At 72.3% G+C, this 26176-nt stretch carries 21 protein-coding genes; 8 read left to right on the top strand and 13 right to left on the bottom strand.

Features of this window, described 5'->3' with window-relative positions:
- Nucleotides 1-24: 24 nt before the first annotated feature.
- Both H295_RS0107245 and H295_RS0107240 read right to left on the bottom strand, forming a co-directional pair.
- Nucleotides 25-1401 (bottom strand): glycoside hydrolase family 43 protein, encoded by a 1377-nt coding sequence (locus H295_RS0107245; RefSeq protein ID WP_020134676.1) that lies wholly within the window; start codon nucleotides 1399-1401, stop codon nucleotides 25-27.
- A 201-nt stretch (nucleotides 1402-1602) separates the two neighbouring features.
- Nucleotides 1603-2943, bottom strand: coding sequence for a jacalin-like lectin (locus H295_RS0107240; RefSeq protein WP_020134675.1), 1341 nt, complete (start codon nucleotides 2941-2943; stop codon nucleotides 1603-1605).
- 284 nt (nucleotides 2944-3227) lie between these two features.
- Between H295_RS0107240 and H295_RS0107235 the strand changes: the two genes are divergently transcribed.
- Entirely contained in the window at nucleotides 3228-4118 is an 891-nt protein-coding gene (locus H295_RS0107235; protein WP_020134674.1) for a peptidoglycan-binding domain-containing protein, read from the top strand.
- 12 nt (nucleotides 4119-4130) lie between these two features.
- Here the strand turns inward: H295_RS0107235 and H295_RS42890 are convergent, their stop codons facing one another.
- Entirely contained in the window at nucleotides 4131-5516 is a 1386-nt protein-coding gene (locus H295_RS42890; RefSeq protein WP_020134673.1) for an alpha/beta hydrolase family protein, read from the bottom strand.
- 153 nt (nucleotides 5517-5669) lie between these two features.
- On the opposite strand from H295_RS42890, the gene H295_RS0107225 reads away from it, so the two are divergent.
- On the top strand, nucleotides 5670-6647 hold the full coding sequence (locus H295_RS0107225) for an ABC transporter substrate-binding protein (RefSeq protein WP_028809144.1): 978 nt from the start codon (nucleotides 5670-5672) through the stop codon (nucleotides 6645-6647).
- A gap of 44 nt (nucleotides 6648-6691) precedes the next feature.
- Here the strand turns inward: H295_RS0107225 and H295_RS0107220 are convergent, their stop codons facing one another.
- The 4 genes from H295_RS0107220 to H295_RS0107205 all read right to left on the bottom strand — a co-directional run bounded on the left by H295_RS0107220 (nucleotide 6692) and on the right by H295_RS0107205 (nucleotide 15176).
- Nucleotides 6692-7852, bottom strand: a complete 1161-nt coding sequence (locus H295_RS0107220; protein WP_043217281.1) for an FAD-dependent oxidoreductase — start codon at nucleotides 7850-7852, stop codon at nucleotides 6692-6694.
- A gap of 142 nt (nucleotides 7853-7994) precedes the next feature.
- A complete protein-coding gene (locus H295_RS0107215) occupies nucleotides 7995-9359 on the bottom strand; it encodes an FAD-dependent oxidoreductase (RefSeq protein ID WP_020134670.1) in 1365 nt (454 codons plus the stop codon).
- Nucleotides 9360-9491: 132 nt separating this feature from the next.
- Nucleotides 9492-12284: a SpoIIE family protein phosphatase/ATP-binding protein gene (locus tag H295_RS0107210; RefSeq protein ID WP_078616590.1), complete on the bottom strand. Its 2793-nt coding sequence runs from the start codon at nucleotides 12282-12284 to the stop codon at nucleotides 9492-9494.
- Between the two features lie 165 nt (nucleotides 12285-12449).
- Entirely contained in the window at nucleotides 12450-15176 is a 2727-nt protein-coding gene (locus H295_RS0107205) for a SpoIIE family protein phosphatase (protein ID WP_020134668.1), read from the bottom strand.
- A gap of 243 nt (nucleotides 15177-15419) precedes the next feature.
- Between H295_RS0107205 and H295_RS0107200 the strand changes: the two genes are divergently transcribed.
- The 5 genes from H295_RS0107200 to H295_RS0107180 all read left to right on the top strand — a co-directional run bounded on the left by H295_RS0107200 (nucleotide 15420) and on the right by H295_RS0107180 (nucleotide 19152).
- Nucleotides 15420-16598 (top strand): DSD1 family PLP-dependent enzyme, encoded by a 1179-nt coding sequence (locus tag H295_RS0107200; protein ID WP_020134667.1) that lies wholly within the window; start codon nucleotides 15420-15422, stop codon nucleotides 16596-16598.
- A 59-nt stretch (nucleotides 16599-16657) separates the two neighbouring features.
- Entirely contained in the window at nucleotides 16658-17020 is a 363-nt protein-coding gene (locus tag H295_RS0107195) for an ArsR/SmtB family transcription factor (protein ID WP_020134666.1), read from the top strand.
- The gene (locus tag H295_RS0107190; protein ID WP_020134665.1) at nucleotides 17013-17651 is read left to right on the top strand and encodes an SRPBCC family protein; all 639 of its coding nucleotides are present in this window, start codon (nucleotides 17013-17015) and stop codon (nucleotides 17649-17651) included. The genes H295_RS0107195 and H295_RS0107190 overlap by 8 nt, the downstream gene beginning before the upstream one ends.
- A gap of 17 nt (nucleotides 17652-17668) precedes the next feature.
- Nucleotides 17669-18469, top strand: a complete 801-nt coding sequence (locus H295_RS0107185) for a maleylpyruvate isomerase N-terminal domain-containing protein (RefSeq protein ID WP_020134664.1) — start codon at nucleotides 17669-17671, stop codon at nucleotides 18467-18469.
- 152 nt (nucleotides 18470-18621) lie between these two features.
- Nucleotides 18622-19152: a hypothetical protein gene (locus H295_RS0107180; RefSeq protein ID WP_020134663.1), complete on the top strand. Its 531-nt coding sequence runs from the start codon at nucleotides 18622-18624 to the stop codon at nucleotides 19150-19152.
- 39 nt (nucleotides 19153-19191) lie between these two features.
- On the opposite strand, the gene H295_RS0107175 is transcribed toward H295_RS0107180, so the two are convergent.
- From H295_RS0107175 to H295_RS42885, 3 genes are read right to left on the bottom strand one after another with little or no spacing between them, the layout of a single operon-like run.
- Nucleotides 19192-19755 carry a hemerythrin domain-containing protein gene (locus H295_RS0107175; protein ID WP_028809141.1) on the bottom strand — a complete coding sequence of 188 codons (564 nt, stop codon included), beginning with the start codon at nucleotides 19753-19755 and terminating at the stop codon, nucleotides 19192-19194.
- A 51-nt stretch (nucleotides 19756-19806) separates the two neighbouring features.
- Entirely contained in the window at nucleotides 19807-20256 is a 450-nt protein-coding gene (locus H295_RS0107170; RefSeq protein WP_020134661.1) for a hypothetical protein, read from the bottom strand.
- A gap of 10 nt (nucleotides 20257-20266) precedes the next feature.
- Nucleotides 20267-22759: a molybdopterin oxidoreductase family protein gene (locus H295_RS42885; RefSeq protein WP_020134660.1), complete on the bottom strand. Its 2493-nt coding sequence runs from the start codon at nucleotides 22757-22759 to the stop codon at nucleotides 20267-20269.
- A 198-nt stretch (nucleotides 22760-22957) separates the two neighbouring features.
- On the opposite strand from H295_RS42885, the gene H295_RS0107160 reads away from it, so the two are divergent.
- Nucleotides 22958-24148: an amidohydrolase gene (locus H295_RS0107160; RefSeq protein ID WP_028809140.1), complete on the top strand. Its 1191-nt coding sequence runs from the start codon at nucleotides 22958-22960 to the stop codon at nucleotides 24146-24148.
- 40 nt (nucleotides 24149-24188) lie between these two features.
- Here the strand turns inward: H295_RS0107160 and H295_RS0107155 are convergent, their stop codons facing one another.
- Genes H295_RS0107155 through H295_RS42880 form a run of 3 tightly spaced genes read right to left on the bottom strand, consistent with a single transcriptional unit; the run spans nucleotide 24189 to nucleotide 25893 of the window.
- Complete coding sequence (locus H295_RS0107155; RefSeq protein WP_020134658.1) at nucleotides 24189-24914, bottom strand: metallophosphoesterase family protein; 726 nt, start codon at nucleotides 24912-24914, stop codon at nucleotides 24189-24191.
- A complete protein-coding gene (locus H295_RS0107150) occupies nucleotides 24911-25183 on the bottom strand; it encodes a BON domain-containing protein (RefSeq protein WP_020134657.1) in 273 nt (90 codons plus the stop codon). Before H295_RS0107150 ends, H295_RS0107155 begins: the two co-directional genes overlap by 4 nt.
- Complete coding sequence (locus H295_RS42880; RefSeq protein ID WP_020134656.1) at nucleotides 25180-25893, bottom strand: nucleotidyltransferase family protein; 714 nt, start codon at nucleotides 25891-25893, stop codon at nucleotides 25180-25182. Before H295_RS42880 ends, H295_RS0107150 begins: the two co-directional genes overlap by 4 nt.
- Nucleotides 25894-26176 lie beyond the last annotated feature (283 nt).

Genomic DNA, 26176 nt, shown 5'->3' with positions numbered 1-26176 from the left:
GTCAGGGGGGCTTTTTCGGAGAAATCAGTAACCGACTCGGAATGTCGCGTCCTGCTGGTCGGCCGTGGTGGAAATCGGGTCGATGCGCAGGACGTAGTCGGCGTGCCGCAGGTAGCGGGTCGGGTTGTTGTACGACCGGAAGGACGCCCAGCTCGCGTCCGCGAGGCCGGCTGTGCGGTAGAAGGTGGCGTCGCCCGCGAAGGTCGACGTGCCGTCGTTGGTGTCGAGGCGGAGCTGGTAGTTGTAGTGCCGCAGATAGCGGTCGGGGTAGTTGACCGACCGGAAGGACACCCCGGAGCTGTCGGCGAGGCCCGGGACGAGGGTCCACAGGGAGTCCTTGTACGGCTCGACCGGGTACTCGTCGATCCGGCCCACGTAGTTCGCGTGGCGGACGTAACGGGCCGGGAAGTTGTAGGACTTGAGCCGGTTCCAGGCCGGGGCGCCCCACTTGGCCAGCAGGTTGGTGTACTCGGACGTGGTGATCGTCGCGATGCCGCAGTGCTTGGAGTTGACCGGCTGGGTGTAGGTCTTCTGGTCGAGGGCGGTCCAGGAGCCGGTGGCCGGGCTGCTCGACTGCCATGCGTAGAACACGCCGTTGGGGGTGTAGGTGTCGCCCCAGAGCCACCAGTTCCCCGTGGTCAGTGACTTCACGATCGTCGGCGCCTCGGTGCCGCCGTGGGCCACGCCCGCGCTGTACTCGGTGAAGCTGCCCGGGTTCAGGGAGGTGGAGCGCGCGGAGACCAGGGTCTGGTTCTTCTTGAAGAAGAGGTAGTTGTAGCCGCTCACGCCCACGGCCATGTCGCCGTCGATGACGTCGTAGCCGGGGTCGAAGAAGACCTGCGGGGCCGACGCGGTGACGAAGTCGCTGGTGTAGTTCACCATGATCACGTTGTGGCCGCTGGAGTTCACCGACGAGTAGATGACCGCGTACTGGCCCCGGCCCGCGTCCCAGAACGCCTCCGGCGCCCAGCTGTGGGTGGTCATGTCGTGGAGTTTCAGGCGCCGGTAGCCGGTGAAGGTGCGCAGGTCGGCGGAGTCCCAGACGTGGATGTACTGACTGTTGTAGTTCCAGTCGGTGCCCTTGAGGTCGGTGGCGAGGACGACGAACGTGCCGTCCTGCTTGCGCATGAGGAACGGGTCGCGCAGGCCGAGGGCGCCGGCGGTCGGGGTGACCAGGGGGTTGTTCTGGTTGAGCGGTGTCCAGTTGAGCCCGTCCGGGCTGACGGCGAGGTGCAGACCGTAGTCGGTGCCGTCGCCGAGATTGGTCGACTCGGTGAAGTAGACCATCGCGTACGCCGAGTCGGCGGCCTGCGCGGTGCCCGCGCCGAGGGTCAGGGCGAGCGGGACGGCGGCGGTCATGCCCAGGAGGCCGCGCCGGGACAGGTGGGGGTTCGCGCTCATCGTGTCTCTCCAAGGTGCGTGCGGGGGACCCGGAGGTGGCGTATGGGGCACCTCAATGATCGGTATTTCGAACGTAGTTCGGCAAATCGATCAGAAGCTAGGGGTCTGGCCATGAGCGCGTCAATGATCCGGTCGGACCTTTGTGGTTCCTGTGCGTTCCGGGACGGCGTGGGAAGGCACGCCGTCCCGGAACAGGGGCGGTCAGCGCTGGGTGTAGATGAAGCCGATCTTGTCGACCTCGTCGCCCGTGCGCCCGTGGAAGCCGGCGATCTGCCAGCCGCTCGGTGCCGTGCGGGTCACGCAGTCCGGGGTGGTCGAGCCGCCGGCGAGCGTGCGGCCGAGGTTGGTCGTGAACTTGGCGTAGAAGATCCGGGTGTTGCCGTCCTTCGCGGCCTGGCAGAGCTGGGCGGTGGTGACGTACTCGCCGCTGCCGAGGGTGAGCGAGGAGGCGGTGCCGCCGGTCCCGCCGTGGCTCAGCGTGGTGCCGTTCGCCAGGGTGAGGCTCATCTGGTCGACCCGGGTGCCGGTCCGCAGGCCTATGGCCGTGGCGCGGGCACCCGCGGGGACGCCGGCGATGTCGTTGAAGTAGTCGCCGTGCGGGCCGCCGTACTGGTCGCTGAGCTGGTAGGCGGCGTTGCGCTGCCAGGTGAAGCCGACCGTGATCGGGTCGTGGTCGGAGAGCATCAGGTTGTCGCTGGTGAGGAACTTGGCGTGCTCGTTGTTGTACGAGGTGGCGTTGAGCGAGACCAGCTTGCTGCCGCGGTACAGGACCTTGTCGACGACCTCGCAGGTGTTCGGGACGGTCGTCCCCGTCTGGTCGCAGACCAGCGCGTCGCTGCCCTTGGCGGGCGGGGTGCCGCCGCGGATCAGCTGGACCCAGGCGTCGGTCAGGCCGTTGGCCGCGGCGAACTCGCCGATGGTGTCGCCGGAGCGGGTGTAGCGCGTGTTGGTGTCGCCCATGACGACCACCGCGTTGCCCTGGGAGTGGCTGTTGATGAACGCGGTGAGCTGGTTGAGGTTGTCCGCGCGCGAGGCGAGGTCGCCGTCGTTGGTGCCCGCGTTGGTGTGCAGGTTGTAGAAGTCGACGTAGACGCCCTCGGCGAGGCGCTCCCGCATGAAGGTGAAGCCCTTGGGGGTCAGGCAGTCACCCGAGTCGTACTGGCAGGAGTTCCACCGCACGCGCTCGAAGTCGTCCACGTCGTAGGGGATCTTCGACAGGGTGTTGAGGCCGCTGCCGATGCCGGCGCCTCCGCTGGTGGGCGTGCGGTAGGCGTGGTTGGTGTCGCCCGCGTAGAGGTAGGCGTGGTAGTTGAAGTCCTCTTCCACGTGCACGATGTCGTACGGCGCGATCCGCTGGCCGATCGCCGTGGTGCTCGACTCGCGCGGGGTCGGCGCGCTGGACAGGGCCTCGGGCAGGCCGGCCACGTTGTAGGTGAGGACGTTGAAGCTGCCCGAGTCGGCGGCCGAGGCGGCCGGGGCGGCCGCGGTGAGCCCGCCGAGAACGGCGGTGGCCGCCGCCAGGCAGGCGAGGAGTCTGCGCATGGGGAATTCTCCTGGAGGAGTGGCGCGGGTGAGTGGAGCGGGTGGGACAGAAGTTACCGCTGGTTACCCCAAGTTGTCGCGGTCTCGGAAGACCATCTTCCGTCAAGTCGCCTGACGCGGAAGGGGCGTTGAGGCTCCGCTCCCGCCTCCGTTCATCTCTGCTTCACGCGCGGTGGCTGAATCTCGGCGCCGTGGACGGGCCGGTTCCAGATCAAGAAGAGTTGTGGAATTTCCGCGCGGCATATCTGTCTACGATATGAAGATCGTACGGAGAGGGAACGCGCGTGAGTGAACCACCAGTCCTCGTCTGCCCTGAGTGCGGGGCGCCCCGGGCGGCGGACGGCACCCCCTCCTGCGCCTGCGCCCACCGCGCCGCCGAGGCCCACCTGGAGTCCCGTACGGCCGAGGCGGCGGCTGTCGAGGACTTCGACCCCGTGCGGATCCGGCCGTTCGTGGCCGTCGGCGAGGAGCCGGTCGATCCCGCCGACGATCTCGAACGGCCAAGCCTCACGGGGGACTTGGCGTCCGTGGGCGAGACGGTGCGGACGCCCGTCGTGGAGCCGGACGTGGAGTCCCCGGCTGTCGCCGGACCCGCCCGCCGCAACCGGCGGCCGGTGATCGTAGCCGGGACCGGTGCGGCCGTCGCCGTTCTGGTCACCGGTGGCTTCGTCGGCGGACTCTTCTCGTACAACAGCCCCGCGCGCGACGGTTCGGTGGCCGGTGGCGTCCGGGCGGGCGTACCGGAGGAACAGCCGTCGTCGAGCGGTCCGTCCGCTGTCTCCCCTTCCCCCACGGCGACTTCGGCCTCGTCCCCGCCGCCCACCTCCTCGCCGAGCGCGACCGCCGACGCCGGCGCGAGCCCGTCGGGCACGACCACTCCGGTCGGCGCCCCCTCCAGCGTCGCCGCCTCGGTGACGGCGGCACCTGGACCGACCTCGTCGAACGGCCGGCCCCCGGTGCTCCGTTACGGCGACCACGGCCCCGAGGTCGTCGAACTCCAGCTCCGCCTGAAGCAGGTCGGGCTGTACGGCGGGGAGGCGGACGGCGACTTCGACGGCACGGTCGAGAGCGCGGTGCGCACCTACCAGGTCACCCGAGTCGTCTTCCAGGACGAGTCGGGGGTCTACGGCCAGGCGACCCGGGCCTCGCTCGAATCCGAGACGACGGAGCCGTGAGCCGAGCTCCGGTCAGGGCTGTGGCCGGTGCACGTCTGATCTGTCGTAGGGGCGGGGGTAACTCGCGGGCGCGTACGGGACATAGTGCGCGGCGGACGTCGGATCGGCCTTCGCCGCACGGGAGTTGAGGGCCGCCGGATCGCTGTCGCTCCAGTGCCCGTGGGTGATCCGGTCCTCCAGGGTGTGCAGGGCGGCGATCTGCTCGCCGGGGCTGAACGTGCAGTGGCCCGCGTTGTCGACATAGCGCTGCCGCAGCAGGGGCGTCGAGCCCGCGGCCGCGGCGGCCCGGCGGTAGGCGCTCTCGGACTGCACCGGGATCAGCGCGTCCCCGGTGGTGTGGATGTTCAGCTGGGGCTTGGTGAGACGGCCGGTGAAGCTGCTCGTCCGGCTCATCCACCGGACGGCCTTCGTGTCGGCGCGGACGCGTGGGGCCTTGGAGAGGGTGTTGAGGTCGGACCTCAGGGACAGGCCCGCCTTCGCGTACAGCTCCTCGACCTCCTTGAGGTAGGGCGAACGCTGGAGCAGGGCGCGGTAGTCGACGCCGGTGTTCCACGCCATGTTGCCGCCCGCCCGCGTCTCGGCCTCCTGTCGCCAGACGAAGGCGGGGAACCGCACCAGCCCCACCATGGCCTGGAACTGCCCGCTCTGCTGTGCGTCCCAGTCGGTGGGGGCGGGCCGGGGCTGTGAAGGGTCGTTCCAGCCGGGGATGTTGTGCAGGGCCGCGGCGAGCGCGATGCGGGCCCGGCCGCCGGCGGTCCGCTGCGCCCCGGTGACCACGGCGGTCATCGCGTCGGACGCCTCGGTCGCGGCGGCCTGGCTGGGAAGCCGGGTCAGGGGGATGTCCGAACCCGGGGCGAGGAGTGTCCTGAGCGCGAAGACCGGGTCCAGTGTGCTGTTCCAGTTGGCGACACCGCCCTGCACCAGCCCGCACATCGACAACGAGCCCGCCAGGCGCGACGCGTGACGCTCCGCCAGGGCGGTAGTGACGAGGCCGCCGTAGGAGGTGCCCCAGGCCAGGGTGCGTCCGGCGTGGCCGAAGCGGGCGGTGAACGCGTCGAGGGTGGCCAGCTGGTCGGGCACGGCCTCGGTCACCGCCCAGCCGTTGGTGGCGTAGGAGGACCCGATCAGGGCGTAACCCTGGTGCAGCAGAAGGGACTTGGTGGTGTCGTCGGGCGCGTTGCGGGCCGGGTTGGGTGCGCCCGTCGGGGTGTATCCGTGGCTGTAGAGGAGGACCGTGCCGTTCCAGTCGGCCGGTACGTCCATGAGGTAGGCCGCTCCGGAGGGCAGTCGGCCCTCGATGTGCACGTCCTCGGCGGCGGCGTGGGCGGCCGGGGCGACGGGAGCGGCGAGCAGCAGTGCCGCGACGGCGACGAGTGTACGGGTGCGGGTGCGGTGCATCACGAGACGTGGGCTCCTTGGCGCAGTCCGTTTTTCCTGCGGTCGGGGGGACTGACAACCGCGAAACTAGGCGTGTACATTGCGGGCGTCAATGATGTGCACAACATCAATGGGCGGGTCGTGAGGTGTCTGACCCCTCGTCAGGAGGGCTCCATGCGAAGGCGCATGCTCGGACTTGCCGTGGCGGTGATGACCCTCGCGGGTGCCGCCGGATGCGGATCGTCGGACTCCGGCAGCGGGGGGTCGTCGTCCGCGAGCGGCGGGAAGAAGACCCAGGTGACGGTCGGGGTCATCCCCATCGTCGATGTGGCACCGCTCTACCTCGGGCAGAAGAAGGGGTTCTTCGCCGACCGCGGGATCGAGCTGAAGATGGTCACCGCGCAGGGCGGGGCGGCCATCATTCCCGGGGTGGTGAGCGGGCAGTTCCAGTTCGGCTTCAGCAACACCACCTCCCTGATGCTCGCGCAGACCAAGGGCGTCCCCGTGAAGTCGGTGGTCAACGGGGCCGCGTCCAACGGCAAGGTGGGGGCCGACGTCACCGCGGTCCTCGTCAAGAAGGACAGCCCCGTCAAGTCGGCCAAGGACCTGGCCGGGCGCACGGTCGCGGTGAACACCCTCCAGAACATCGGGGACACCACGGTCCGCGAGTCGGTGCGCAAGGCCGGCGGTGACCCGGCGAAGGTCAAGTTCGTGGAGATCCCCTTCGACCAGATGCCGGCCGCGCTGGACGGCGGCCGTGTGGACGCCGCCTGGATGGGGGAGCCGGCGCAGACCGTCGCCAAGGCGCAGGGCGCCCGGGTGATCGCCTCGCCGTTCGCCGAGACCGACCCGAAACTGACGGTCGCGACCTATTTCACGTCGTCGAAGATCGCGCAGCAGGATCCGGCACTGGTGAAGAACTTCACCGAGGCGATGACGGAGTCACTCCAGTACGCCACCGGCCATCCGGACGAGGCCCGGCAGATCCTCACGACCTACACGAAGATCAGCGGCGATGTGCTGAGCGGGCTCATCCTGCCCAGCTGGCCGGCCCAGGTCGACACGGCCTCCCTGGAGAAGCTCGCCGCCCTCGGTGAGCAGGACGGCATCTTCGGCGGCAAGAAGCCGGACATCCAGACCCTGTTCTCCTGACCGGCCTCGTTGCGCTCCGGAAACAGCCGTCTTTCGGCCGAGCCCTACCCGCGGTGGGCCGGCCGTGCGGCCCACAGATCCGTGTCCCACTCCAGGAGCCGGGCGAGTTCCTCGTCCGGGGTGGGCCGGGGAGCGGTCGACGGGGTGTGGGTGCCCCGGGAGATGTTGCCGCTGACGGTGATGTTGTGCTCCACCCGTGGGCGGCGGAGTTCCTCGTAGAGGGCGAGGGCGCTGTCCGTGTCCGGCGCGTCCCGCAGGGACTTCGCGAGGACGACGGCGTCCTCCAGGGCCATCGAGGCACCCTGGCCGGTCGCGGGGGAGGCCGCGTGCGCCGCGTCGCCGATGAGCAGGGTCCGGCCGGAGCGCCAGGGGGTGCCGGTGGGGATCTCGGTGGCGTTGGTGACCATGAGGTCCTCACCCGTGGCCGCGACCAGCTCCGCGGCCGGGCCCGCGTCCGCACGCAGCAGTGGCAGCAGCTGCTCGCGCCAGTGGGCGGGGGTGCCCTGTGCCAACTCCTCGGCGGTCAGCGGATCTCCGGTCACCCGGGCGAACCAGTACGTCTCGCCGTCGGGCGACACCGCGTAGCCGAAGGCGGCCCCGCTGCCGCGGACCATGGTGATGCACGCCTCCGGGCCGGAGGGAGCGGCGGCGCGTGCGTAGCCGTAGAAGACGTACTGGCCGGAGGGGAACGGCCGTGTCGTGGGCGCGATCGACCGGCGCACTGCGGAGTTCAGGCCGTCGGCGCCGATCAGCAGGTCGCCGCTCGCGGTGCCGCCGTCGGTGAAGCGCGCGGTGACGCCGTCCGGGCCGTCCTCGACCGACGTGAGACGGGCGCCGTGCCGCACGGGGATGCCGCGGCGGGCGGCCTCGGCCTGGAGCGCGGTGTTGAGCTCCCCGCGGCGCAGGCACCGGTAGCTGAGCAGGGGGTCCGAGGCCTCGCCCATGGGCGCGTGCGCCAGCTCGGTGCCCCGGTCGTCCAGGACCCGCAGCGAGGTCAGCGGGAAGCCGGCCGCCGTGACCGCCGCCGAGGCGTCCAACTGGGCCAGCGCCCGCATGCCGTTGCTCGCCAGGGTGAGGAACGCGCCGATGTCCTCGGCCGAGTCCGGATGGGCCTCGTGCACCTCGACCCCGAAGCCCGCCTTGTGCAGCGCCAGGGCCGTCGCCGTACCGGCGACACCGCCGCCGATGACCAGTACGCGTGCCACACCCACCCCGTTCGTCCCGCGTCCGCCCGCACGGCCGTCCGGGCACGAGGGGAACGACCGGACGGGCGCGCGGGTTCCGTGCACAGCACGACGCCGGTCGCACCGCCCCTGGAGAGGGGGCACGACCGGCGTCGAGTGCGGATCAGGCGCCGCTCTCCCGCAGCATGTCCTCGCGCTCGACGAGCTTCACGCGCTCACGGCCCTGCGGCTCGCCCAGCGCCTTCTCGGCGGCGTCCAGCCTGTACCAGCCGTCCCAGGTGGTGAAGCGGACGTTGCGCTCGGCGAGGAACGCGTCCACGGCCTCCGGCTCGGGCGAACCCGGCGTCTGGAGACGGTCGTTCGCGAAGTCGTCCAGGAGGTTCGACACCGTCTCGTTGGCGTCGCCCTTGGTGTGGCCGATCAGGCCCACCGGGCCGCGCCGGATCCAGCCGGTGACGTACGTCGACTGAAGGTGCTCGCCGCTCTCCTGCATGACCCGGCCACCCTCGTCCGGGACCGTGCCCGAGTCGATGTCCCAGGGCAGCTTGGGCAGCTTGTCGGAGAGGTAGCCGACCGCGCGGTAGACCGCGGAGACGTCCCAGTCCTTGAACTCGCCGGTGCCCTTGACGTTGCCGGTGCCGTCCAGGGCGGTGCGCTCGGTGCGCAGGCCGACGACCCTGCCGTCCTCGCCGAGGATCTCGGTGGGCGACTCGAAGAAGTGCAGGAACAGCTTGTGCGGACGGTCGCCGACGTCGCGGATCGCCCAGTTCTCCAGCGTCTTGGCGACCATGTCGGCCTGCTTGTTGCCGCGCCGGGTCTCGATCGAGCCCGCGTCGTAGTCGATGTCCTCGGGGTCGACGATGACCTCGATGTTGGGGGAGTGGTCCAGCTCCCGCAGCTCCATCGGGGAGAACTTCGCCTGCGCCGGTCCGCGGCGGCCGAAGACGTGGACCTCCAGCGCCTTGTTGGCCTTCAGGCCCTCGTGGACGTTCGGCGGGATCTCCGTGGGCAGCAGCTCGTCGGCCGTCTTGGCGAGGATGCGGGCCACGTCGAGCGCCACGTTGCCGACCCCGAGCACGGCGACCTTCTCGGCCTCCAGGGGCCAGGTGCGCGGCACGTCCGGGTGGCCGTCGTACCAGGAGACGAAGTCGGCGGCGCCGTAGGAGCCGTCGAGCTCGATGCCCGGTATGCGCAGCTCGCGGTCCGCGGTCGCGCCGGTGGAGAAGATCACCGCGTCGTAGAAGGCGCGCAGGTCGTCCAGGCTGATGTCGGTGGGGTAGTCGACGTTGCCGAAGAGACGGATCTGCGGCTTGTCGAGCACCTGGTGCAGCGCCGTGATGATGCCCTTGATCCGGGGGTGGTCAGGGGCCACGCCGTAACGGATCAGCCCGAACGGGGCCGGCATCCGCTCGAAGACGTCGATGGAGACACCGGGTTCGGCGGCCACGTCGGACTTGAGCAGCGCGTCGGCCGCGTAGATCCCGGCGGGGCCGGCTCCGACGATGGCTACCCGCAGGGGGCGCGGCATGATCAGGTTCCCTTCGAGCGGTGACAGATCGACTCGGGGGAAGCCTAAGCTAAGGCAAGCCTAAGTGGGTACGCGGGTCCGGTCTATGGGCTCATAAGATCGGCTTATGGGTGGGGCGGGAATCAACGGGTGCTACGGCAGCGGTTGTTCCGCCCAGATGACCTTGCCCGCAGGGGTGTACCTGGTGCCCCAGCGCTCGCTGAGCTGGGCCACCAGGAAGAGGCCGCGGCCGCCCTCGTCGGTCATCGCCGCGTACCTCAGATGCGGTGACGTGCTGCTGCTGTCGAAGACCTCGCAGATCAGGGTGCGGTCGAAGAGCACCCGGACCCGGATGGGATCGCCGCCGTAGCGGATCGCGTTGGTGACCAGCTCGCTCAGGATCAGCTCCGTGGTGAACGCGAGTTCCTCCAGGCCCCACCGGGACAACTGCCGTGACACGGACGCCCGGAGGTCCGAGACGGCCGCGGGGTCGCCGGGGACCTGCCACTCGGCGATCCGGTCCGCCGCCAGCGCCCGGGTGCGCGCCACGATCAGGGCGATGTCGTCGATGGCCCGGGACGGCGGCCGCGCGTCCAGCACGGCCCGGCAGGTGTCCTCGGGGGACGGCCCGGACCGTTCAAGGGCCGCGCGCAGCAGCTCAAGACCCACGTCGATGTCACGTTCCCGGTCCTCCACGAGCCCGTCCGTGTAGAGCACCAGGCGGCTGCCCTCGGCGAGTTCCAGGTCGGCCGTCTCGAACGGCAGGCCGCCCAGGCCCAGCGGCGGACCGGCGGGCACGTCGGGGTACTCGACGCTCCCGTCCGGGTGGACGAGGGCGGGCGGCGGATGGCCCGCGCGGGCGATCGTGCACCGCCGGGCGACCGGGTCGTACACGGCGTACAGGCAGGTGGCGCCGGTGACCGGGGAGTTGCCGCTCTCCTCCGCCTCGTCCTGGTCGATCCGGGCCACCAACTCGTCCAGCAGGGACAGCAGTTCGTCGGGCGGCAGATCGAGGGCGGAGAAGTTGTGCACCGCCGTGCGCAGCCGGCCCATGGTGGCCGCCGCGTGCAGTCCGTGCCCCACCACGTCACCGACCACCAGCGCGACCCGCGCCCCGGAAAGCGGCAGGACGTCGAACCAGTCACCGCCCACCCCCGCCTGCGCGGGCAGGTACTTGTAGGCGATGTCCAGGGCGTCCTGCTCGGGCAGCCGGCGCGGCAGCAGACTGCGCTGAAGCGTCACCGCCATGGTGTGCTCGCGGGTGTAGCGGCGGGCGTTGTCGATGGACACCGCGGCCCGGGTGACGAGTTCCTCGGCGAGGGCGACCTCCTCGGTGTCGAAGGGCTCCGGCTTCTCCGAGCGCCAGAAGCTGACCGCGCCGAGCACGAGGTTGCCGGCCCGCAGGGGGACGGCGATCAGCGAGTGGATGCCGTACTCCATGACCTGGGCGGAGCGTTCCGGGTCCTGCGCGTGCCATCCGGTGGCCTCGGCGAGCCGCGGCTCAAGGACGGCCTTGCCGCTGCTGATGCCACGGGCCTGCGGGGCGGAGTCGACCAGGGGAATGCGTTCGCCGACCTTGTACAGCGGGGCGTCCTCGCGGATCCCGCTGAGCGCGGTGCGGCGCAGGGTGGTCGCCTCCTCCGGCTCGCCGCCGCTGAGCACCGGGTCGAACAGGTCCACGGTGACGAAGTCCGCGAACCGCGGCACGGCCAGCTCGGCCAGCTCCTCGGCGGTGCGGGTCACGTCCAGGCTGGTGCCGATGCCCACCGTGGCGTCGTACAGCATGTCCAGGCGCTCGCGGGCGACCTCGGCGCGCCCGGACAGGGCACGCAGCTCGGTGGAGTCGCGCAGGGTGGCGACGCTGCCGGGCGGGCCGCCCTGGATGTCGGTGGGCCGCTGGTTGACCGCGAGGAGCCGGTCCCTGACCCGGTGCACCTCGTCGGTGGCGACCCGCCCGGAGGCCAGCAGTCCCGCGATGTCGGCGGGCAGGGCGAGGTCGAGGACGTGCCGTCCCTCGGCGTCGGCCGGCAGGTCCAGGAGCCGGTGCGCCTCGTCGTTGGCGAGCAGCAGCCGGCCCTCGCCGCCGACGATCAGCACGCCCTCCCGTACGGCGTGCAGGACCGCGTCGTGGTGCTCGTACATGCGGGTCATCTCGTGCGGGCCGAGACCGTGCGTCTGGCGCAGCAGCCGTCTGCTGACGAGGTAGGTGCCGGCCGTGGCGAGGGCGAGCCCCACGGCGGCGGCCATCAGGAGCAGCGGCAGCTGCTGGTTGGCGGTGCCGCCCACCTTGGCGGTGGTGATGCCCGCGGACACCAGGCCGACGACCTTGCCGTCGGCGTCCTTGATCGGGACGACGGCCTGCACGAGCGGTCCTATGGTGCCGGTGATGTCCTCGGTGGTCACGCGCCCGGCCAGCGCGGGGCCGATGTCCCCGACGAACTTCTTGCCGATCCGGTCCGGCTTGGGGTGGGTGTAGCGGACCCCGTCGGTGTTCATGACGACGATGAAGTCCACGTCCGTCGCCCGGCGGGCCGCCTCGGCACGCGGCTGGAGCACCGCCGACGGGTCCGGGCTCTGCAGGGCCTCCAGGGTGCCCGGCGCGTTGGCGAAGGCCTGCGCCACGGCGACGGAACGGTTGCGGGCCTCCACGGTGCTGTCGTGCCGTACCTGGAGCACCAGTGCGACCACCGCCGCCACGACGAGCAGCAGGACGATCACCACTTGCAGGACGAACACCTGTCCGGCCACGCTGCGTCCGCCGACCGCTTCCCGCAGGGGACGCTGGCCCCGCCGGTACCGGGCCCCGTCGCGCTCCACCCGGGTCGGAGAGCTGCCTCGCGCCGGGCCCTCGTCCTGGTCGTGAGTCCGGTCGGGTGTCTGCGGTGGGCGGGGACCGTCGGGGCGACGGGCCGGCCCGCCCCCGGAACGGCCCGGGAGTCGGACCATGTGCCCATGTCTACACTGCCTCGTCCCAGGAGGCGAGGGGCGTCACAAGGTGTGACAGAACAGCGACAGAGTCTTCAGCGTGTGCACGCAGAGCGACGTGGGGCGGGCACGACGTAGGTCATGGGCAAGGGGCTGGGCCCGAGAGGCTGACGGCGTCCCGCGTCCTCAGTGCGCCCCGGCCGCAGGCGTCGCGCGGCGGGTCGCGAGGAGGAGGGCGATGTCGTCGGGGCGGTCCGGGGCGTGCCGGGCGGTCGCCGTCAGCCGGTCCGCGACGCCCGCCAGGAACCGCTGGCCCGGGCGGGCCGGTGCCCCGGCCTTCGCCAGCGCCACCCGCAGCGCGGTGATCCCCTCGTCGATGTCGTGGCCGGGCCGCTCCACCAGCCCGTCCGTGTAGAGCGCGAGGACCGCACCGGGATCCACCTGGAACTCGGAGACCGGATAGCGGGCCCGCGGGTCCACTCCGAGCACCACTCCGCCGGGCAGGTCCAGGACCCGGGTACGGCCGTCGGCCTGGCGCAGCAGCGGGGGCGGGTGCCCGGCGCGGGCCGCCCGGGCCAGCCCGGTGGCGGGGTCGAGGCGGATGTAGCAGCAGCTGGCGAAGAGTCCGGGGTCGAGGTCGATCAGGAGGTGGTTGGTGCTGCTCATGACCTCGTCGGGCGACCGGTCGCCCAGCGCGAACGCCCGGACCGCGCTGCGCAGTTGGCCCATGGTGGCCGCCGCCTGCACACCGTGCCCCTGGACGTCCCCGATGACCAGCGCCAGCCCGCCGCCGGACTCGACGACGTCGTACCAGTCCCCGCCGACGTCCATCCCCGCGGTGCCCGGCAGATAGCGGCCCGTGGTCTCCAACTGCGGGTGCGCCGACAGCCGGCGGGGCAGCAGGACCTGCTGGAGGCCCCGGGCGAGCGCGGTCTCCGACTCGTAGCGCTGCGCCTTCTCCATGGCGTGGGCGATGAGCCCCGCCAGCGCGGTGAGCACCGTGCGTTCCTCGGTGGAGAAGCTGCGGGGCCGGTCGAAGCCGAGGATGCACGAACCGACGGACCGGCCGGAGGCGATCAGCGGCAGGAAGGCCCGCGCACCCTCGGTCGCGTCCAGGGCGATCCCGGGGTACGCGGCCGTCAGCTGCTCCATCGAGTCGAAGAACAGCGGCCTGCCGCTGGTGAGGGTCTCCACGCCCGGGAGGCGGGTCTCCAGGCCCACGCCGTCGAAGGGCGAGAGGAAGCCCTTGGGGAAGCCGGTCTCCCACTCCAGGTACAGATGGCGGTCCTGGAGCAGGTAGATCGCGAGCCGGCGGCCGCCGAACGCCGGGAGCAGCTCCCGCATCACCACGGCGGACACCTGCCGGACGGTGACGGCCTCGTTCAGCGCGATGGCGAGGGCGATCGGCCGGTACAGGGGTGCCAGGGGGCTCCCGCCGACCTCGGCCGCCTCGCCGTCCCCGCGCGCGGCGGGACTGTCCGCCACCCCGCTCGTGGGCCGCACGGTGCAGGTCAGCCGGTCGGGACCCGGGTACACGGACAGCGCGAGCCAGTCGCCCTCGTACGGCTGGGGGGCGGGCTCGGTGTGCTGCGGTGACGGTTCGGACGTCAGCTGGGTGTCCGGGGCGGAGGCGGGCTGAAGGTTGTCCCGCGCGAGGGCGGGCTGAAGGTCGTCCCGCGCGGAGGTGGGCTGATCCGAGTCCCGGGTCCGTGCCTCGGAGTCGCTGCCCGCGGGGGCCGGCTGCCCTTCGGTGGCCCCGGCGACGGGCTCGGTCTCCTGGGCCGGCCGGTTCGGCTCGGGTTCCGGCGGGGGAGGCCGTTCGAGGTGGAAGTGGACCGGGTCCGGGGCCAGCAGGGCCGCGCGCAGGTGGTCCTCGAAGTCGGGGCGGCCCAGCCAGGGCACGGCCTCCCACAGATCACGGCCGACGAGCTCGGCGCGGGGGCGGCCGAGGAGTTCGGCGGCGCGCGGATTGGCGTAGACGACCAGGCCCAGCCGGTCGAGGCAGAACACGCCGTCGGGCAGCAGGTCCGCGGCGGAGTCGGCGGTGGGGGCGGGGCCCGGCGCCACGACCACGCCCCGGACCTCGGGGGCGGCGGGCGGCTCGTAGGCGTTCCACAGGTCCAGCAGCCGCAGTTCGCCGTCCGCGTCCCGCAGGTAGAGGGGCAGCGCGGGCGGACGGCCGGCGGCGGTGTCGCGCAGGGTGCCCAGGATGCGGTGGGCGTCGCTGGGCGCCACGGCGTCGGCGAAGGCCTCGGCGGTGCCGGGGAACTCGCTCGGCGGCACGCCCAGAAGGGTGTGCAGATCCTCGTCGAGGGTGATGGCGGTGGTCGAGGGGTCCCAGGCGAAGCGGCCGACACGCCCCACGGAGGTGGACGCGGTCGGCGGCCGCAGATACATCGGCTCACCGTCCCAGGCGACCTGGTCGGCGTCCTGCTCCTCCAGGACGCGCAGCGCCGCACCCAGCTCCTGGGCGAGCCGCACCACGCGGTCGCGCCCGGAGAGCACCTCGGCCGCGTCGGCGACGGCCGGGCGCAGCACGGTCAGCACGCCGTACGTCGTGGCACCGCTGACGACCGGTACGTAGAGCGAGCCGAAGTGGAAGGGCAGGCCGGCCGCGAACTGCGGATAGCGGCGCATGGTCTCGGTGGCGTTCGGCAGGATCACCTGGACGCCCAGCCGGTAGGCGTCCGCGACGGGGAAGGGGCGGTCGACGTGCATCCGCCACCAGGGGCGGAACAGGGGACCGGGCAGGCCGGACAGGACGGCGAGCCTGAGCAGTCCGGGCGTGCGGGAGCGCAGATAGACCCCTCCGGCGTGGCCGCCGGCCGCACTGATCGCCTCGGTCGAACTGTCGATCAGCAGCGCCGCCAGCCGCCCGGCCGTCGGGTGTGCCTCCTTGACGCTCCCAGTCATCGGCCCTACCTCGTCCGTGCGCCGTCCTGCGGGCGACACAGCAAGAATGCGCCACCAGGCCACCGGCCCGCACCCGGGCGGCCCATATGTATACCTCGATCACGCCGCTGGACAACTGTTGGTCGGCCTCTTAGATTTACTGTCCAGATCTGGACAGAAAGTCCAATCGAGTGGCGGACGGTGGGGCTGGACAGTGCACCGCCGGGGCCACACCGCCCCATTCCCGAGGACGGACCCCTCCACGTGACTCCCGACAACCACCCCGCGGTCGCCGACCGGCTCACCCTGGCCGACCCCGACACCCCGTTCGCGGTCGTCGACGTGCACCGGAGCCGGCGCAACATCGGGCGACTGGCCGCCAGGGCCGACCGGCTCGGCGTCACCCTGCGTCCGCACGTGAAGACGGCCAAGAGCCTCGACGTCGCCGCCCTGCTGCACGAGGGCGCGACGCCCTGCCCGGTGACCGTCTCCACCCTGGCCGAGGCGGAGGCGTTCGCCGAGGGCGGGTACACCGACATCACCTACGCCGTCGGCATCGACCCCCACAAACTCCCGCGCGTCCTCGCCCTGTCGCGGCGCGGGGTGACGTTGCGCGTGCTGCTGGACAGCGCGGAACAGGCGGAGTTCGTCGCCGAGGCGTCCCGCCGGGCCGGGATCCCGCTGCCGGCCCAGATCGAGATCGACTGCGACGGCCACCGCGGCGGTCTCAGGCCCGACGCCCCCGAACTTCCCGGGATCGCTCGCGTCCTGCACGAAGCGGGCTGCCTGGACGGCGTGTTGACGCACGCCGGAGAGTCGTACTTCGCCCCCACCGCCGAGGAGCGGCGGCTGGCCGCGCTGAACGAACGGGACAGCGCCGTCGCCGCGGCCGGACGACTGCGCTCGGCGGGCCTGCCCGTGGCCACCGTCAGCGTCGGCTCCACCCCGACCGCCCATGCCGCCGATGACCTCACCGGGGTCACCGAACTGCGCGCCGGTAACTACGTCTTCTTCGACCTGGTGATGGCGGGCCTCGGCGTCTGCGACCTCGACGACCTCGCCCTGTCGGTCGTCGTCACGGTCATCGGTCACCGTCCCGAGTACGGCTGGATCGTCACGGACGGCGGCTGGATGGCCATGTCCCGCGACCGCGGCACCGCCGCCCAGGCGCAGGACCAGGGCTACGGCCTCGTCGCGGACCTCTCCGGCAACCTCCTCCCGGGCCTGGTCATGACGGCCGCGAGCCAGGAGCACGGCACCCTCACCGCCCGTGAGGGCGTCCCCCTTCCCGACCTGTCCATCGGCACCCGCCTGCGCATCCTGCCCAACCACGCCTGCGCCACGGCGGCTCAGCACCGCGGCTACCACGTCGTCGACGGCTCCCGGCCGGCCGGTGAGGCGCTCGCCGTGGCGGGGTTCTGGAACCGGGTCAGCGGCTGGTGACCGCACGGAGGAGCCCGGCTCTTCATAAGCCTTGGCTTATATAAGCGGCGAGTGGCATAGTGGCTCAGGTGCACGCGTTCGACGTACTCGGAGATCCGGTCAGGCGCCGGATACTGGAACTGCTCGCCTCGGGGGAGCAGGCGTCGGGCGAGGTCAGTGCCGTGATCCGGAACGAGTTCGGGATCTCCCAGCCGGCCGTCTCACAGCACCTCAAGGTGCTGCGGGACAGCGGCTTCGCCTCCGTCCGTGCCGACGGCAACCGGCGGCTCTACGCCGTCGAGGCCGCGCCGCTGAAAGAGGTGGACGCCTGGCTGGAGCGCTTCCGCGGTTTCTGGGACCAGCGGCTCGACGCGCTCGGCACGGAACTCGCGCGCGGAAAGCGAGAGCGCAGACGGCAAGGAGAGGTGAGCCGAGATGAGTGAGATCGCCGACGAGATCAACCGACTGCACCGACGGGTCGGCACCCGGCAGGTCGAGACCGGCGAGGCCCGGACCGTCCTGCTGCGCCGCACCTACGACGCCGAGATCGCCGACGTGTGGGACGCGGTGACCTCCCCCGACCGCATCGCGCGCTGGTTCATGCCGGTCAGCGGCGAGCTCAAGGTCGGCGGCCGCTACCAGCTGGAGGGCAACGCCGGTGGCGAGATCCTCGAGTGCGTGGAACCCGAGCGGCTGAGGGTGAGCTGGCTGTTCGGCCCCGACCCGGGGTTCAGCGAGGTCGAGGTGCGCCTCACGCCCGAGGACGGGGAGCGGACCGTCCTCGAACTCGAGCACGTGTCGGTCGTACCGGAGGAGTTCTGGGACCAGTTCGGCCCCGGTGCCGTCGGAGTCGGCTGGGACCTCGGGCTGTACGGGCTGCGGCTGCACCTCGCGGGCCGCGGGCTCAGCAAGGAGGAGGCCGCGACCTGGCACACCACACCCGACGGCCGTACCTTCATCACCGGCTCGGGCGAGAGCTGGGGCGAGGCCTACGCCGCCTCCGGCGCGGACGCCGGGACGGCCGCCAGGACGACCGCCGCGACGATCGCGTTCTACACCGGAACCGAGGCCTGACGGGGCGCGCGGCAGCAATGGGGGAAGCGTTGTCGACCTTCGACTTCGAAGAGCACTGCGAAGCGATCGTCGCCCAGACCCGCCTGCTCGCCGACCACGCCGAGGGCGCCGACCTCACCGCGCCGGTGCCCACCTGCCCCGGCTGGAACCTCGGCCGGCTGCTGCGGCATGTGGGCGGCGACCACCGCTGGGCGGCGGACGTCGTGGCGACCCGGGCCTCGCAGCCGATCGACGACGAATGCGTCAACGACCCCGCCGCCTACAGCTATCTCGACGACTCCGCCCTCGGCGGCTGGCTCATCAGGGGTGCCACCGAGCTGGCCGATGTCCTGCGGGCGGCCGGACCCGACGTGCCGGTGTGGACGCCCGCCGACGAAGAACTGGTCGAGCCGTCCACCGGGTTCTGGGCCCGCCGGATGGCCTACGAGACCCTGCTGCACCGCGCCGACGCGGCCCTGGTGACCGGCGCGGAGTTCGTGGTCGACGAGCGGCTTGCGGCGGACGCCGTGGAGGAGTGGCTCCAGTTCTCGACCGTCCCGGAGGCCTACGAACCCCTGCCGGACGGGCCCGGACTGCTCGGACCCGGGCGGGCCCTGGGCTTCGACGCGGGAACGGCGGGGGAGTGGCTGCTCGACCTCGGCGGGGAGCGGCCGCGATGGCGACGCGGCGGCGGGGCGGCCACGGCGAGCGTCCGCGGACCCGTGACCGACCTGCTTCTCTTCCTCTACGACCGCCCCGCGCCCGGCGTCAGGACGCGAGGCGACTCACGGCTGCTGGACCTGTGGCTCGAACGCACCCGGTTCTGGCTGGAGGCCTAGCGCCAGAAGTTCCGGCTGGGGGCCGGCGTGCGAGGGGCCGGTGTGGCCGAAACCACGTGCCCGACGAGGCCGAAGGCATGTCGTCCTCCCCGGCCCGCGGGCTACCGTTTCGGCCACACCCCCCTTCCACCGGCAATTCGGGCGGCCCGGCAGTGCATGCAGATCTCTCCCCGGTCATCGCGGCGACCGCCCACTGGCTGAACCGCGCCTATCCGCCCACGGGCGGCGCGCTGGCCGCCGCGCTGTGCGAGGTGCAGGCCCGGCAGGCCGTGACGGTCGCCGCGTGGCTCCGCTATCCGACGGCGATGGACGCCGCACTCCTCGGCATGGCGGGCCCGGGCGGCGCCGCCCGCCTCGACTGGGTCACCGGCGCGGACGCCGACGCCGACCGGGACGGCGAGGAGCACGCCTGGCGGACCTGGGTCGACGAGGTCGTGGCCAGCTGGGCGGCCTGTCTGCTCACCGATCCCGAACTGGCCCGACTGGCGGTGACCGAGGTCGCCGCCGGGGGCGAGCACACGACGGCCTCACCGGCCGCGTTCCGCCGCCTGCTCACCCCCGACGCCACGGACCGCCGTGCCGCGGCCCTGCTCAGGCACCCGGACCTGCTCGCGCCGGTGGCCGGGCTGCACCGGGACCAACTGCTGGAGCGGCTGGGCTCGGACGAGGCACTCATCGCCTGAGGACCCGCGCCGTCGACCGGGGGTCCCGCGCCGTGGACGTCAGTCCTCCTTGCCGCGGCCCGAGAGCGCGTCCCGCAGCCGGTCGACCAGACCGGCGCCGGGAGCCAGCAGCTTGTTCGCCGGAGGAGTGTCCGGGGCCGACGGATGCGGGCGGGTAGGCGCCATCTTCTTGGCACGGCGCACCTTGTCGCCCAGGTCGTCCAGCTCCTTCTCCGAACAGGCGACCCGCAACTGCGGGAAGAGGGTCTGCTCCTCCTCGGCGATGTGCGAGCGGACCTCGCTCATCAGTTCCCCCACGAGCCGGTCGAACTCGGGGTCGTCCGCCGCGCAGCCCTCCAGGTCCTTCATGAGCTGCTCGGCCGTCGAGTGGTCCTCGATCTCCCGGTCCGCCATGGTGTTGCCGTTGACCAGGTGTTCCCGCACCGCCGGGTACAGGTACTCCTCCTCGGCCACCGAATGCCGGATCAGCTCCATGGTGGCCTGGTCGGCGTACACCTTCCGCTTCTTGTCGCCGGGCGCGAGCGCCTCGATCTTCCCGAACAGTTCCTCGACCTCACGGTGATCGGTCACCAGCTCGTCGATGACGTTTCCTCCGTGTCCCATGTTCATCACCTCCGGCCCCCGAGTGCCCGGGGTCGCACCCCTCATTCCTGGTCACAGGCTCGTCAGCAGCTGCGGGGACACCTGTTTGACCATGGTGTCGCTCCAGCGCAGCTGCCGCAGCGTCTGCGGACGGCACGCCGACACCAGGCCCAGCAGCCGCTCGTCCCGGCTCGCCTGCGCGGCCTGCGCGAGCATCTCCCAGTGCAGCGAGTTCTCCGTGGCGGCCAGATGCAGGGCGCGCAGGTCGTGCAGGAGCAGCAGGGCGTCCGTTCCCTCGGCGGGGAACGGCTCGGGGATGCCGTCGTCGAGGCGCAGCCCCTCGTCCGCGGCGAGGTCCGCGAGCCGTTCGGCGTGCTCGCGCGACCAGGCCGCGAGGTCGGTGGCGACGTGGTGGACCTCGTGCTCCTCGGCGTGCCGCTCGGCCGCGGCCGACAGATCCCGGGCCAGCCGCCGCTCCCCGCGGTGCAGGGCGCGCAGGATGTGGGCGATGCCGTCCTTCATGAGTCTTCCTTCATGACGTGCCTCCCGGCTCCGCCCGGCCCGGTGCCTCGCCGTAGCCCGGACTCTGGGTCGTGTACGCCTGCCGACCGCCCGCCGTGACCGGCACCGCCTCAGGGTGCGCCGGGGCCGACGCCGTGGTGGTGGGGGCCGGGGCGTGCCGGCCGTCGGCGCGGGCGACGAGGGTGAGGTCCGCGGCCGCGGTCTTGAACAGGGGCTGCTTGGACGCGGGGTCCCAGTCGGTGATCGTCGTCTCGTTCGCGGCCCGCCCCGGACCGCCCCCGTCCGGGCCGTCACCCTCCTTGGTGTCCCAGTAGCCGTAGTGGAAGGGCACGAACAGCAGCCCCGGCCGGATGCCGGTGACCCGCAGCCGCCCCTCCAGGCCACCGCGCGGGGTGGCGACCTTCACGAGGTCGCCCTCGCCGAGCCCGAGACGGTCCGCGTCGGCTGTGCTGATCTCCACCCATACGTCGGGCGCGGCCTCGTCGAGCTGGGTCACCCGGCCGGTCTTGGTGCGGGTGTGGAAGTGGTAGAGGGTCCGGCCCGTCGACAGCTGGAAGGGGTACCGCTCGTCGGGCATCTCGTGCGGCTCGATGTAGGCGGCGGCCTTGAGCACGGCCTTGCCGTCCGGGTTGAGGGAGCGGTACTCCACCGGGTCCACGGCCGCCCCGGTCTCCAGGTCCTTGCCGTAGCTCTCGCAGTCGTCCGGGTGGGCCCAGGTGATGCCGGTCGTGTAGAGACGCGGGGTGCCGTCGGGCCGCTCCCCGGTGCAGGGCCACTGGACGCCACCGGCCTCGCGCAGGCGGTCGTAGGACAGGCCCGTGCAGTCGCAGGGCCGGCCCGCGCTGCACCGCTTCCAGGCCTCGAACGCCTCCTCGGGCTCCCGCCAGCCGATCAGCGGTCCGCCGTCCTTGTCGCGGAAGTCCATGCGCCGCGCGAAGTCGAGGAAGATCTCCAGGTCCGGCCGCGCCTCGCCGGGCGGCTCCACCGCCTTCTCGCACAGGTGGACCGTCCGGTCGGCGTTGGTGATCGTGCCGGTCTTCTCGCCCCAGGTCGCGGCGGGCAGCACGACGTCGGCGAGCCGGGCGGTCTCCGTCAGGAACAGGTCCTGTACGACCGTGAAGAGCCGGTCCTGCGCCAACAGGGCGCGGATACGGGGCAGTTCGGGCAGGGACACCGCCGGGTTGGTGCCGCTGATCCACAGCATCCGGATCGAGCCCTGCTCGGCGTACCGGAACATCTGCATCGCGTGCGTGGGCGGGGCGAAGTGCGGGATCCGGTCCGGCTCGACGTTCCACACCCTGGCCAGGTCGGCGATGTGCTCGTCGTTCTGCCAGTTGCGGAAGCCCGGCAGGTCGCCGTCGGCGCCGCACTCTCGGGTGTTCTCCGCGCTGGGCTGCCCGTTCATCTGGAGCACGCCCGCGCCCGGGCGGCCCAGCATGCCGCGGATCAGGTGCAGGTTGTTGACCTGCACGGCCGCTGCGGTGGCCTGGTGCGCCTGGTAGACGCCCTGGAGGACCGTGGACAGCAGGGCCTCGGCCGTACCGACGAGTTCGGCCGCCTCGCCGATCCGCGCGGCCGGCACGTCACAGATGTTCGCGGCCCACTCGGGTGTGCAGGAGGAGACCCGGTCGGACAGCTCCTCGAAGCCGACGGTGTGGGCGTCGACGAAGTCGTGGTCGACCCGGTCGTGCCGGATCGTCTCGTGCAACAGGGCGTTCAGCAGCGGCACGTTGGTGCCCAGCCTCGGTGCCAGGTGCACGGCCGCGTGCCGGGCCGGCTGGGTCGGTCGGGGGTCCACGCACAGCAGCCGCGGCGGGTCGGCGCTCGCCAGCCGGTCCAGGACCCGGGCCCACTGCACGGTCTGGGTCTCGGCCATGTTGTGGCCGAACAGAGCGATGACGTCCGCGTGGTCGAGGTCGTCGAAGCTGCCCGGCTGGCCGTCGCAGCCGAACGACTCCTTCAGCGCCTCGGCCGCGGTCGCCGTGCACAACCGGGTGTTGCCGTCGAGGTGGTTGGTGCCGATGCCCGCCCGGGCCAGCACCGCGAGCGTGTAGTAGTCCTCCAGGAACAGCTGGCCGCTGGTGTAGAAGCCGATCGAGCCTGGTCCGCGCTCGTCGAGCAGTTCCCGGGTACGGGCCGCCACCCGCTCCATCGCGGTGTCCCAGTCCGTCTCCACCAGGTGCCCGTCACGCCGGACGAGCGGCCTGGTCAGCCGGTCCTGCGAGGCGTTCGCCTGCCAGCCGAACAGGTCCTTGGGCCCCAGCCGGCCGCGGTTGACCCGGTCCACCGCGCGTCCGCGAACCCCCGCCATCCGGCCGTCGACCACGGCGATCTCCATGGCGTCACCGCCGGAATGCAGCAGCGACGCCACCGGCACCCACCGCTCGACCGCGCCGGGCTCCACGCCTTCCGCGAGGAACGTGTCCACCCTGGCCGGCCAGGACCCGTGGCGTCGGTACGGCGTCCGGGCACCCCAGGGATCGGCGATCCGGTCCGCCCTCATCGCGGCCTCCTCGGCGAGTCACGCTGACCGCTCCTGAGTACCCCCGCCCCGGGGCCGGTAACGGTTGCCCGGGTGTAAGCCGCCCCGCTCGATGGAACCCGGACGGGGAAGCGGAACGTGACCGGACCGCGACGCGGACGGACGACACCAAAGGGCTGGACCGTGACGCGGACGGACGACACCGAACGGGAGGACGATGTGACCGACGCCGTGGACGAGGTGCTCGCGCGGGTGCACGGGGAGGTGGCGGCGCGGGCCGACCGGCTCTGGGACATGGCGCGCATGCTGCACTCCGACCCCGAGTACGCCTTCGAGGAGCACCGGGCGGCGGCGCTGCTGTGCGGAGAGCTCGAATGGGCGGGATTCCAGGTCCGGCGGGACGTGGCCGGACTGCCCACCGCGTTCACCGCCCGCTCCGGCAGCAGGACCCGCCCCGCGGTGGCCCTGATGCTGGAGTACGACGCCCTCCCCGGCCTCGGTCACGCCTGCGGCCACAACCTGATCGCCGCGGCCGGGCTCGGCGCCGCCCTCGCCGCGCGGGCGGTGCTCGACCGGGACGCGGGCACGGTGTGGGCCATCGGCACCCCGGCCGAGGAGGGCGGCGGAGGCAAGGTCGCCGAGACCGAGGCCGGGGTGTTCGACGACCTCGACGCCGCCCTGATGTTCCATCCCGGCGTGCACAGCTGGCAGTGGGCGCCGCTGACCGCGCAGGCCCAGTACCGGGTCGGCTTCCACGGCCGGGCCGCCCACCCGACCGGCAACCCCACCGAGGGCGTCGACGCCCTCGCCGCACTCGTCCAGCTCTTCAACACCCTGGCCGTGGTGGGGCGCAGGCAGCCCGAGGGCTCCCACGTCCAGGGCATCGTCACCGACGGCGGCCGGGCCACCAACATCGTTCCCGAGTACGCGGAGGGACTGTTCGGGCTGCGCGCGCTGACCACCGGCGCCCTGGAGGACCTGGCGGGCGAGCTGCTCACCTGCGCCCAGGGCGTCGCCCGGGCGACGGGGACCACGGTCACCGTGGAACGCGCCACGCCCCGCTACGAGCACTTCCGGAACAGCTCGGTGCTCTCGGCCCGGTTCGCCCGGCACCTGGCGGACGCGGGCATCGAGATGACCCCGCCCGCACCCGGCGTCTACCTCGGCTCCTCCGACGTCGGCAACGTCAGCGGACGGGTGCCCGCCATCCACCCCTTCGTGGCGATCATGGGGGAGGACGGCTCCGACCACACCCCCGAGTTCGCCGTCGCGGCGGGCTCCGAGCGCGCCCGTCAGGTGATGCTGGCCGCCGCCGAGGCACTGGCCCGCACGGCGGTGGAGGTGCTGCTGCGGCCGGAACTGCGGGACGCGGCGTGGGAGCACCACGACCGGGCGACGGCGCGCAGCTGACGTCCACGTCCTGTCGCTTCACGCCAGGGGCGGCGGCCGGTCAGTTCCCGTGCAGGTGGTAGACGTTGAAGGCCCGCCGGATCACCGGCTGGGCCACGTTCCGCACCCGCACCCCGCCGGCCGTCATCCCGTGCTCGGTGCCCGCGTGGGCATGTCCGTGCACGCTCAGGTCGGCTCCCGCGGTGTCGATCGCCTCGGCCAGCAGGTAGCTGCCGAGGAACGGATAGATCTCCGGCGGCTCACCGGCGAGCGTGTCGGCGACGGGGGAGAAGTGGGTGAGCGCCACCCTGGCCGCGCAGTCCTGCCGGCCCAGTTCCTCGAGCGCCGAGCGCAGCCCGTCCGCGCAGCGCCGTGAGCACCGTACGAACTCCTTCATCAGCGGCTCGCCGAACTCACCCGCGCTCCGGCCCACGAACCCGCCGCCGAACCCCTTGGTCCCGGCGACGCCGACCCGGGTGCCGCCGCACTCCACGACGGTTCCCTCGCCCTCCAGCACCCGCACCCCCGCGTCCTCCAGCAGGGCGGCGACCTTCTCGGGCTGCTCGTCGTGGTGGTCGTGGTTGCCGAGGACCGCGACGACCGGCACCGGCAGGTCCCGTACCTCCTGTGCCACCACGCGCGCCTCCTCGGGCGTGCCGTGCCGGGTGAGGTCGCCGGCCAGGAGCAGCAGATCGGCACAGTCGGCCAGGGTGTCGAAGGCCGGGCGCAGCACGCCCTGGCTCTCCGGGCCCATGTGGATGTCCCCCACGGCGGCGACACGGATCACGGCAGTTCCTCCGCATGATCGGGCGTGGCGGTCTCGGCCACCAGCACGTCGGTGTGCACGGCGAGCCCGGCGAGTTCCTCGCGGACGGTCCGCAGCACGGTCTCACGGCACTCCGCGGACGGCACGGTCCCGCTGACCACGACCGCCCCCGCCCGCACTTCGGCCCGGACCCCCAGCTCGCCGAGTTCTTCCGCGGCCAGCCGGTCACGGAAGTGGGCGACGCGGTACTCGACGTTCTCGCCGGCGCCCTCCGGCGCGGACCCGCTCATGACCGACCCTCCTCGTTCCTCGCCGACCCGCCCGGCCTGTCCGTCCCGGAGGCGCTCGGTTCGATGACCCCGAGCCGTTCCAGGAAGTAGAAGAACGCGTCCGGCATCGGCGCGTCCCCGCAGTCCCGGCGTACGGCGTCCCAGTCGACCTTCTCGCGCAGGGTGCGGGCGATCGGCAGGACGGCCCCGAAGTCGCAGTGGTGCTCGGAGAACGCGGACAGCAGACTGTGCAGCAGGTCGGTGGGGGACAGCACCGGCATGAACACCGAGTCGACCGAGAGTTCGTCGGCCCGCGCCAGCAGCTCCCGGGTGACCGGCTGGTGGGCCAGCTCGAAGATCAGGTCGACCTGCTGGCCCAGGCAGTCGGCCTTCAGCAGCCAGTCCTCCGGAGGTGTGCGGACCTGGAGACCCGCCTCGCGGAGGGTGTCGGCGACGGACCGGGCGTCCTCGGGGAGGATGGCGAAGTCGACGTCGTGCTGGAGGTTCTGGGTGCCGCCGTGCGCGTACACGGCGACACTGCCCGCGAGCGCGAAGGCGTGTCCCTCCCGTTTCAGGATCGCGCCGACCTGCTTGGCCGCCTCCAGGATCGCCTGGTTGCGGTCCACGGGCAGACTCCGGGCGAGCGCCTCACCCGCGGCCTCCCCGGTCGCCAGCCGCAGTCCGGTGACGCCCCCGTGGTGGGCGACGTCGTCGTCGGCGTGCTGCGTCATCAGTGCCCCCTTCCTGACCGGCCCGCACCCGGGGCCGGGACGGGCGCTCCGGGTACCCGGGAGGGCGGGTTCGACACGGTGGAGCAGGCTCCGGGGGCTCCGGGGCGGATCCTTCGACCGGACGTCGTGGTGCGGGCCGGTCGCCTCGGCATCGCCGGCATGGGCCACATCGGCCGCGAACCGGCCCGGACGGCGCACGCCGCCTTCGAGCCCGGACGGTCTCCCGGTGGCCCGTTCGGGCCATGCCGGTTGGTGGAATTCGATGTTCCGTATGAGAGTGCTG

The organism is Streptomyces sp. 351MFTsu5.1 (assembly GCF_000383655.1).
GTDB lineage: Bacteria > Actinomycetota > Actinomycetes > Streptomycetales > Streptomycetaceae > Streptomyces > Streptomyces griseorubiginosus.
This window is presented reverse-complemented; position numbering and strand designations above follow the sequence as displayed.

Bases quoted from the DNA above. Each gene is read 5' to 3' on its own strand.
- H295_RS0107245 (WP_020134676.1), bottom strand. From the start codon at position 1,401: ATGAGCGCGAACCCCCACCTGTCCCGGCGCGGCCTCCTGGGCATGACC.
- H295_RS0107240 (WP_020134675.1), bottom strand. From the start codon at position 2,943: ATGCGCAGACTCCTCGCCTGCCTGGCGGCGGCCACCGCCGTTCTCGGC.
- H295_RS42890 (WP_020134673.1), bottom strand. From the start codon at position 5,516: ATGCACCGCACCCGCACCCGTACACTCGTCGCCGTCGCGGCACTGCTG.
- H295_RS0107225 (WP_028809144.1), top strand. From the start codon at position 5,670: ATGCGAAGGCGCATGCTCGGACTTGCCGTGGCGGTGATGACCCTCGCG.
- H295_RS0107215 (WP_020134670.1), bottom strand. From the start codon at position 9,359: ATGCCGCGCCCCCTGCGGGTAGCCATCGTCGGAGCCGGCCCCGCCGGG.
- H295_RS0107210 (WP_078616590.1), bottom strand. From the start codon at position 12,284: ATGGTCCGACTCCCGGGCCGTTCCGGGGGCGGGCCGGCCCGTCGCCCC.
- H295_RS0107205 (WP_020134668.1), bottom strand. From the start codon at position 15,176: ATGACTGGGAGCGTCAAGGAGGCACACCCGACGGCCGGGCGGCTGGCG.
- H295_RS0107190 (WP_020134665.1), top strand. From the start codon at position 17,013: ATGAGTGAGATCGCCGACGAGATCAACCGACTGCACCGACGGGTCGGC.
- H295_RS0107185 (WP_020134664.1), top strand. From the start codon at position 17,669: ATGGGGGAAGCGTTGTCGACCTTCGACTTCGAAGAGCACTGCGAAGCG.
- H295_RS0107175 (WP_028809141.1), bottom strand. From the start codon at position 19,755: ATGGGACACGGAGGAAACGTCATCGACGAGCTGGTGACCGATCACCGT.
- H295_RS0107170 (WP_020134661.1), bottom strand. From the start codon at position 20,256: ATGAAGGACGGCATCGCCCACATCCTGCGCGCCCTGCACCGCGGGGAG.
- H295_RS42885 (WP_020134660.1), bottom strand. From the start codon at position 22,759: ATGAGGGCGGACCGGATCGCCGATCCCTGGGGTGCCCGGACGCCGTAC.
- H295_RS0107150 (WP_020134657.1), bottom strand. From the start codon at position 25,183: ATGAGCGGGTCCGCGCCGGAGGGCGCCGGCGAGAACGTCGAGTACCGC.
- H295_RS42880 (WP_020134656.1), bottom strand. From the start codon at position 25,893: ATGACGCAGCACGCCGACGACGACGTCGCCCACCACGGGGGCGTCACC.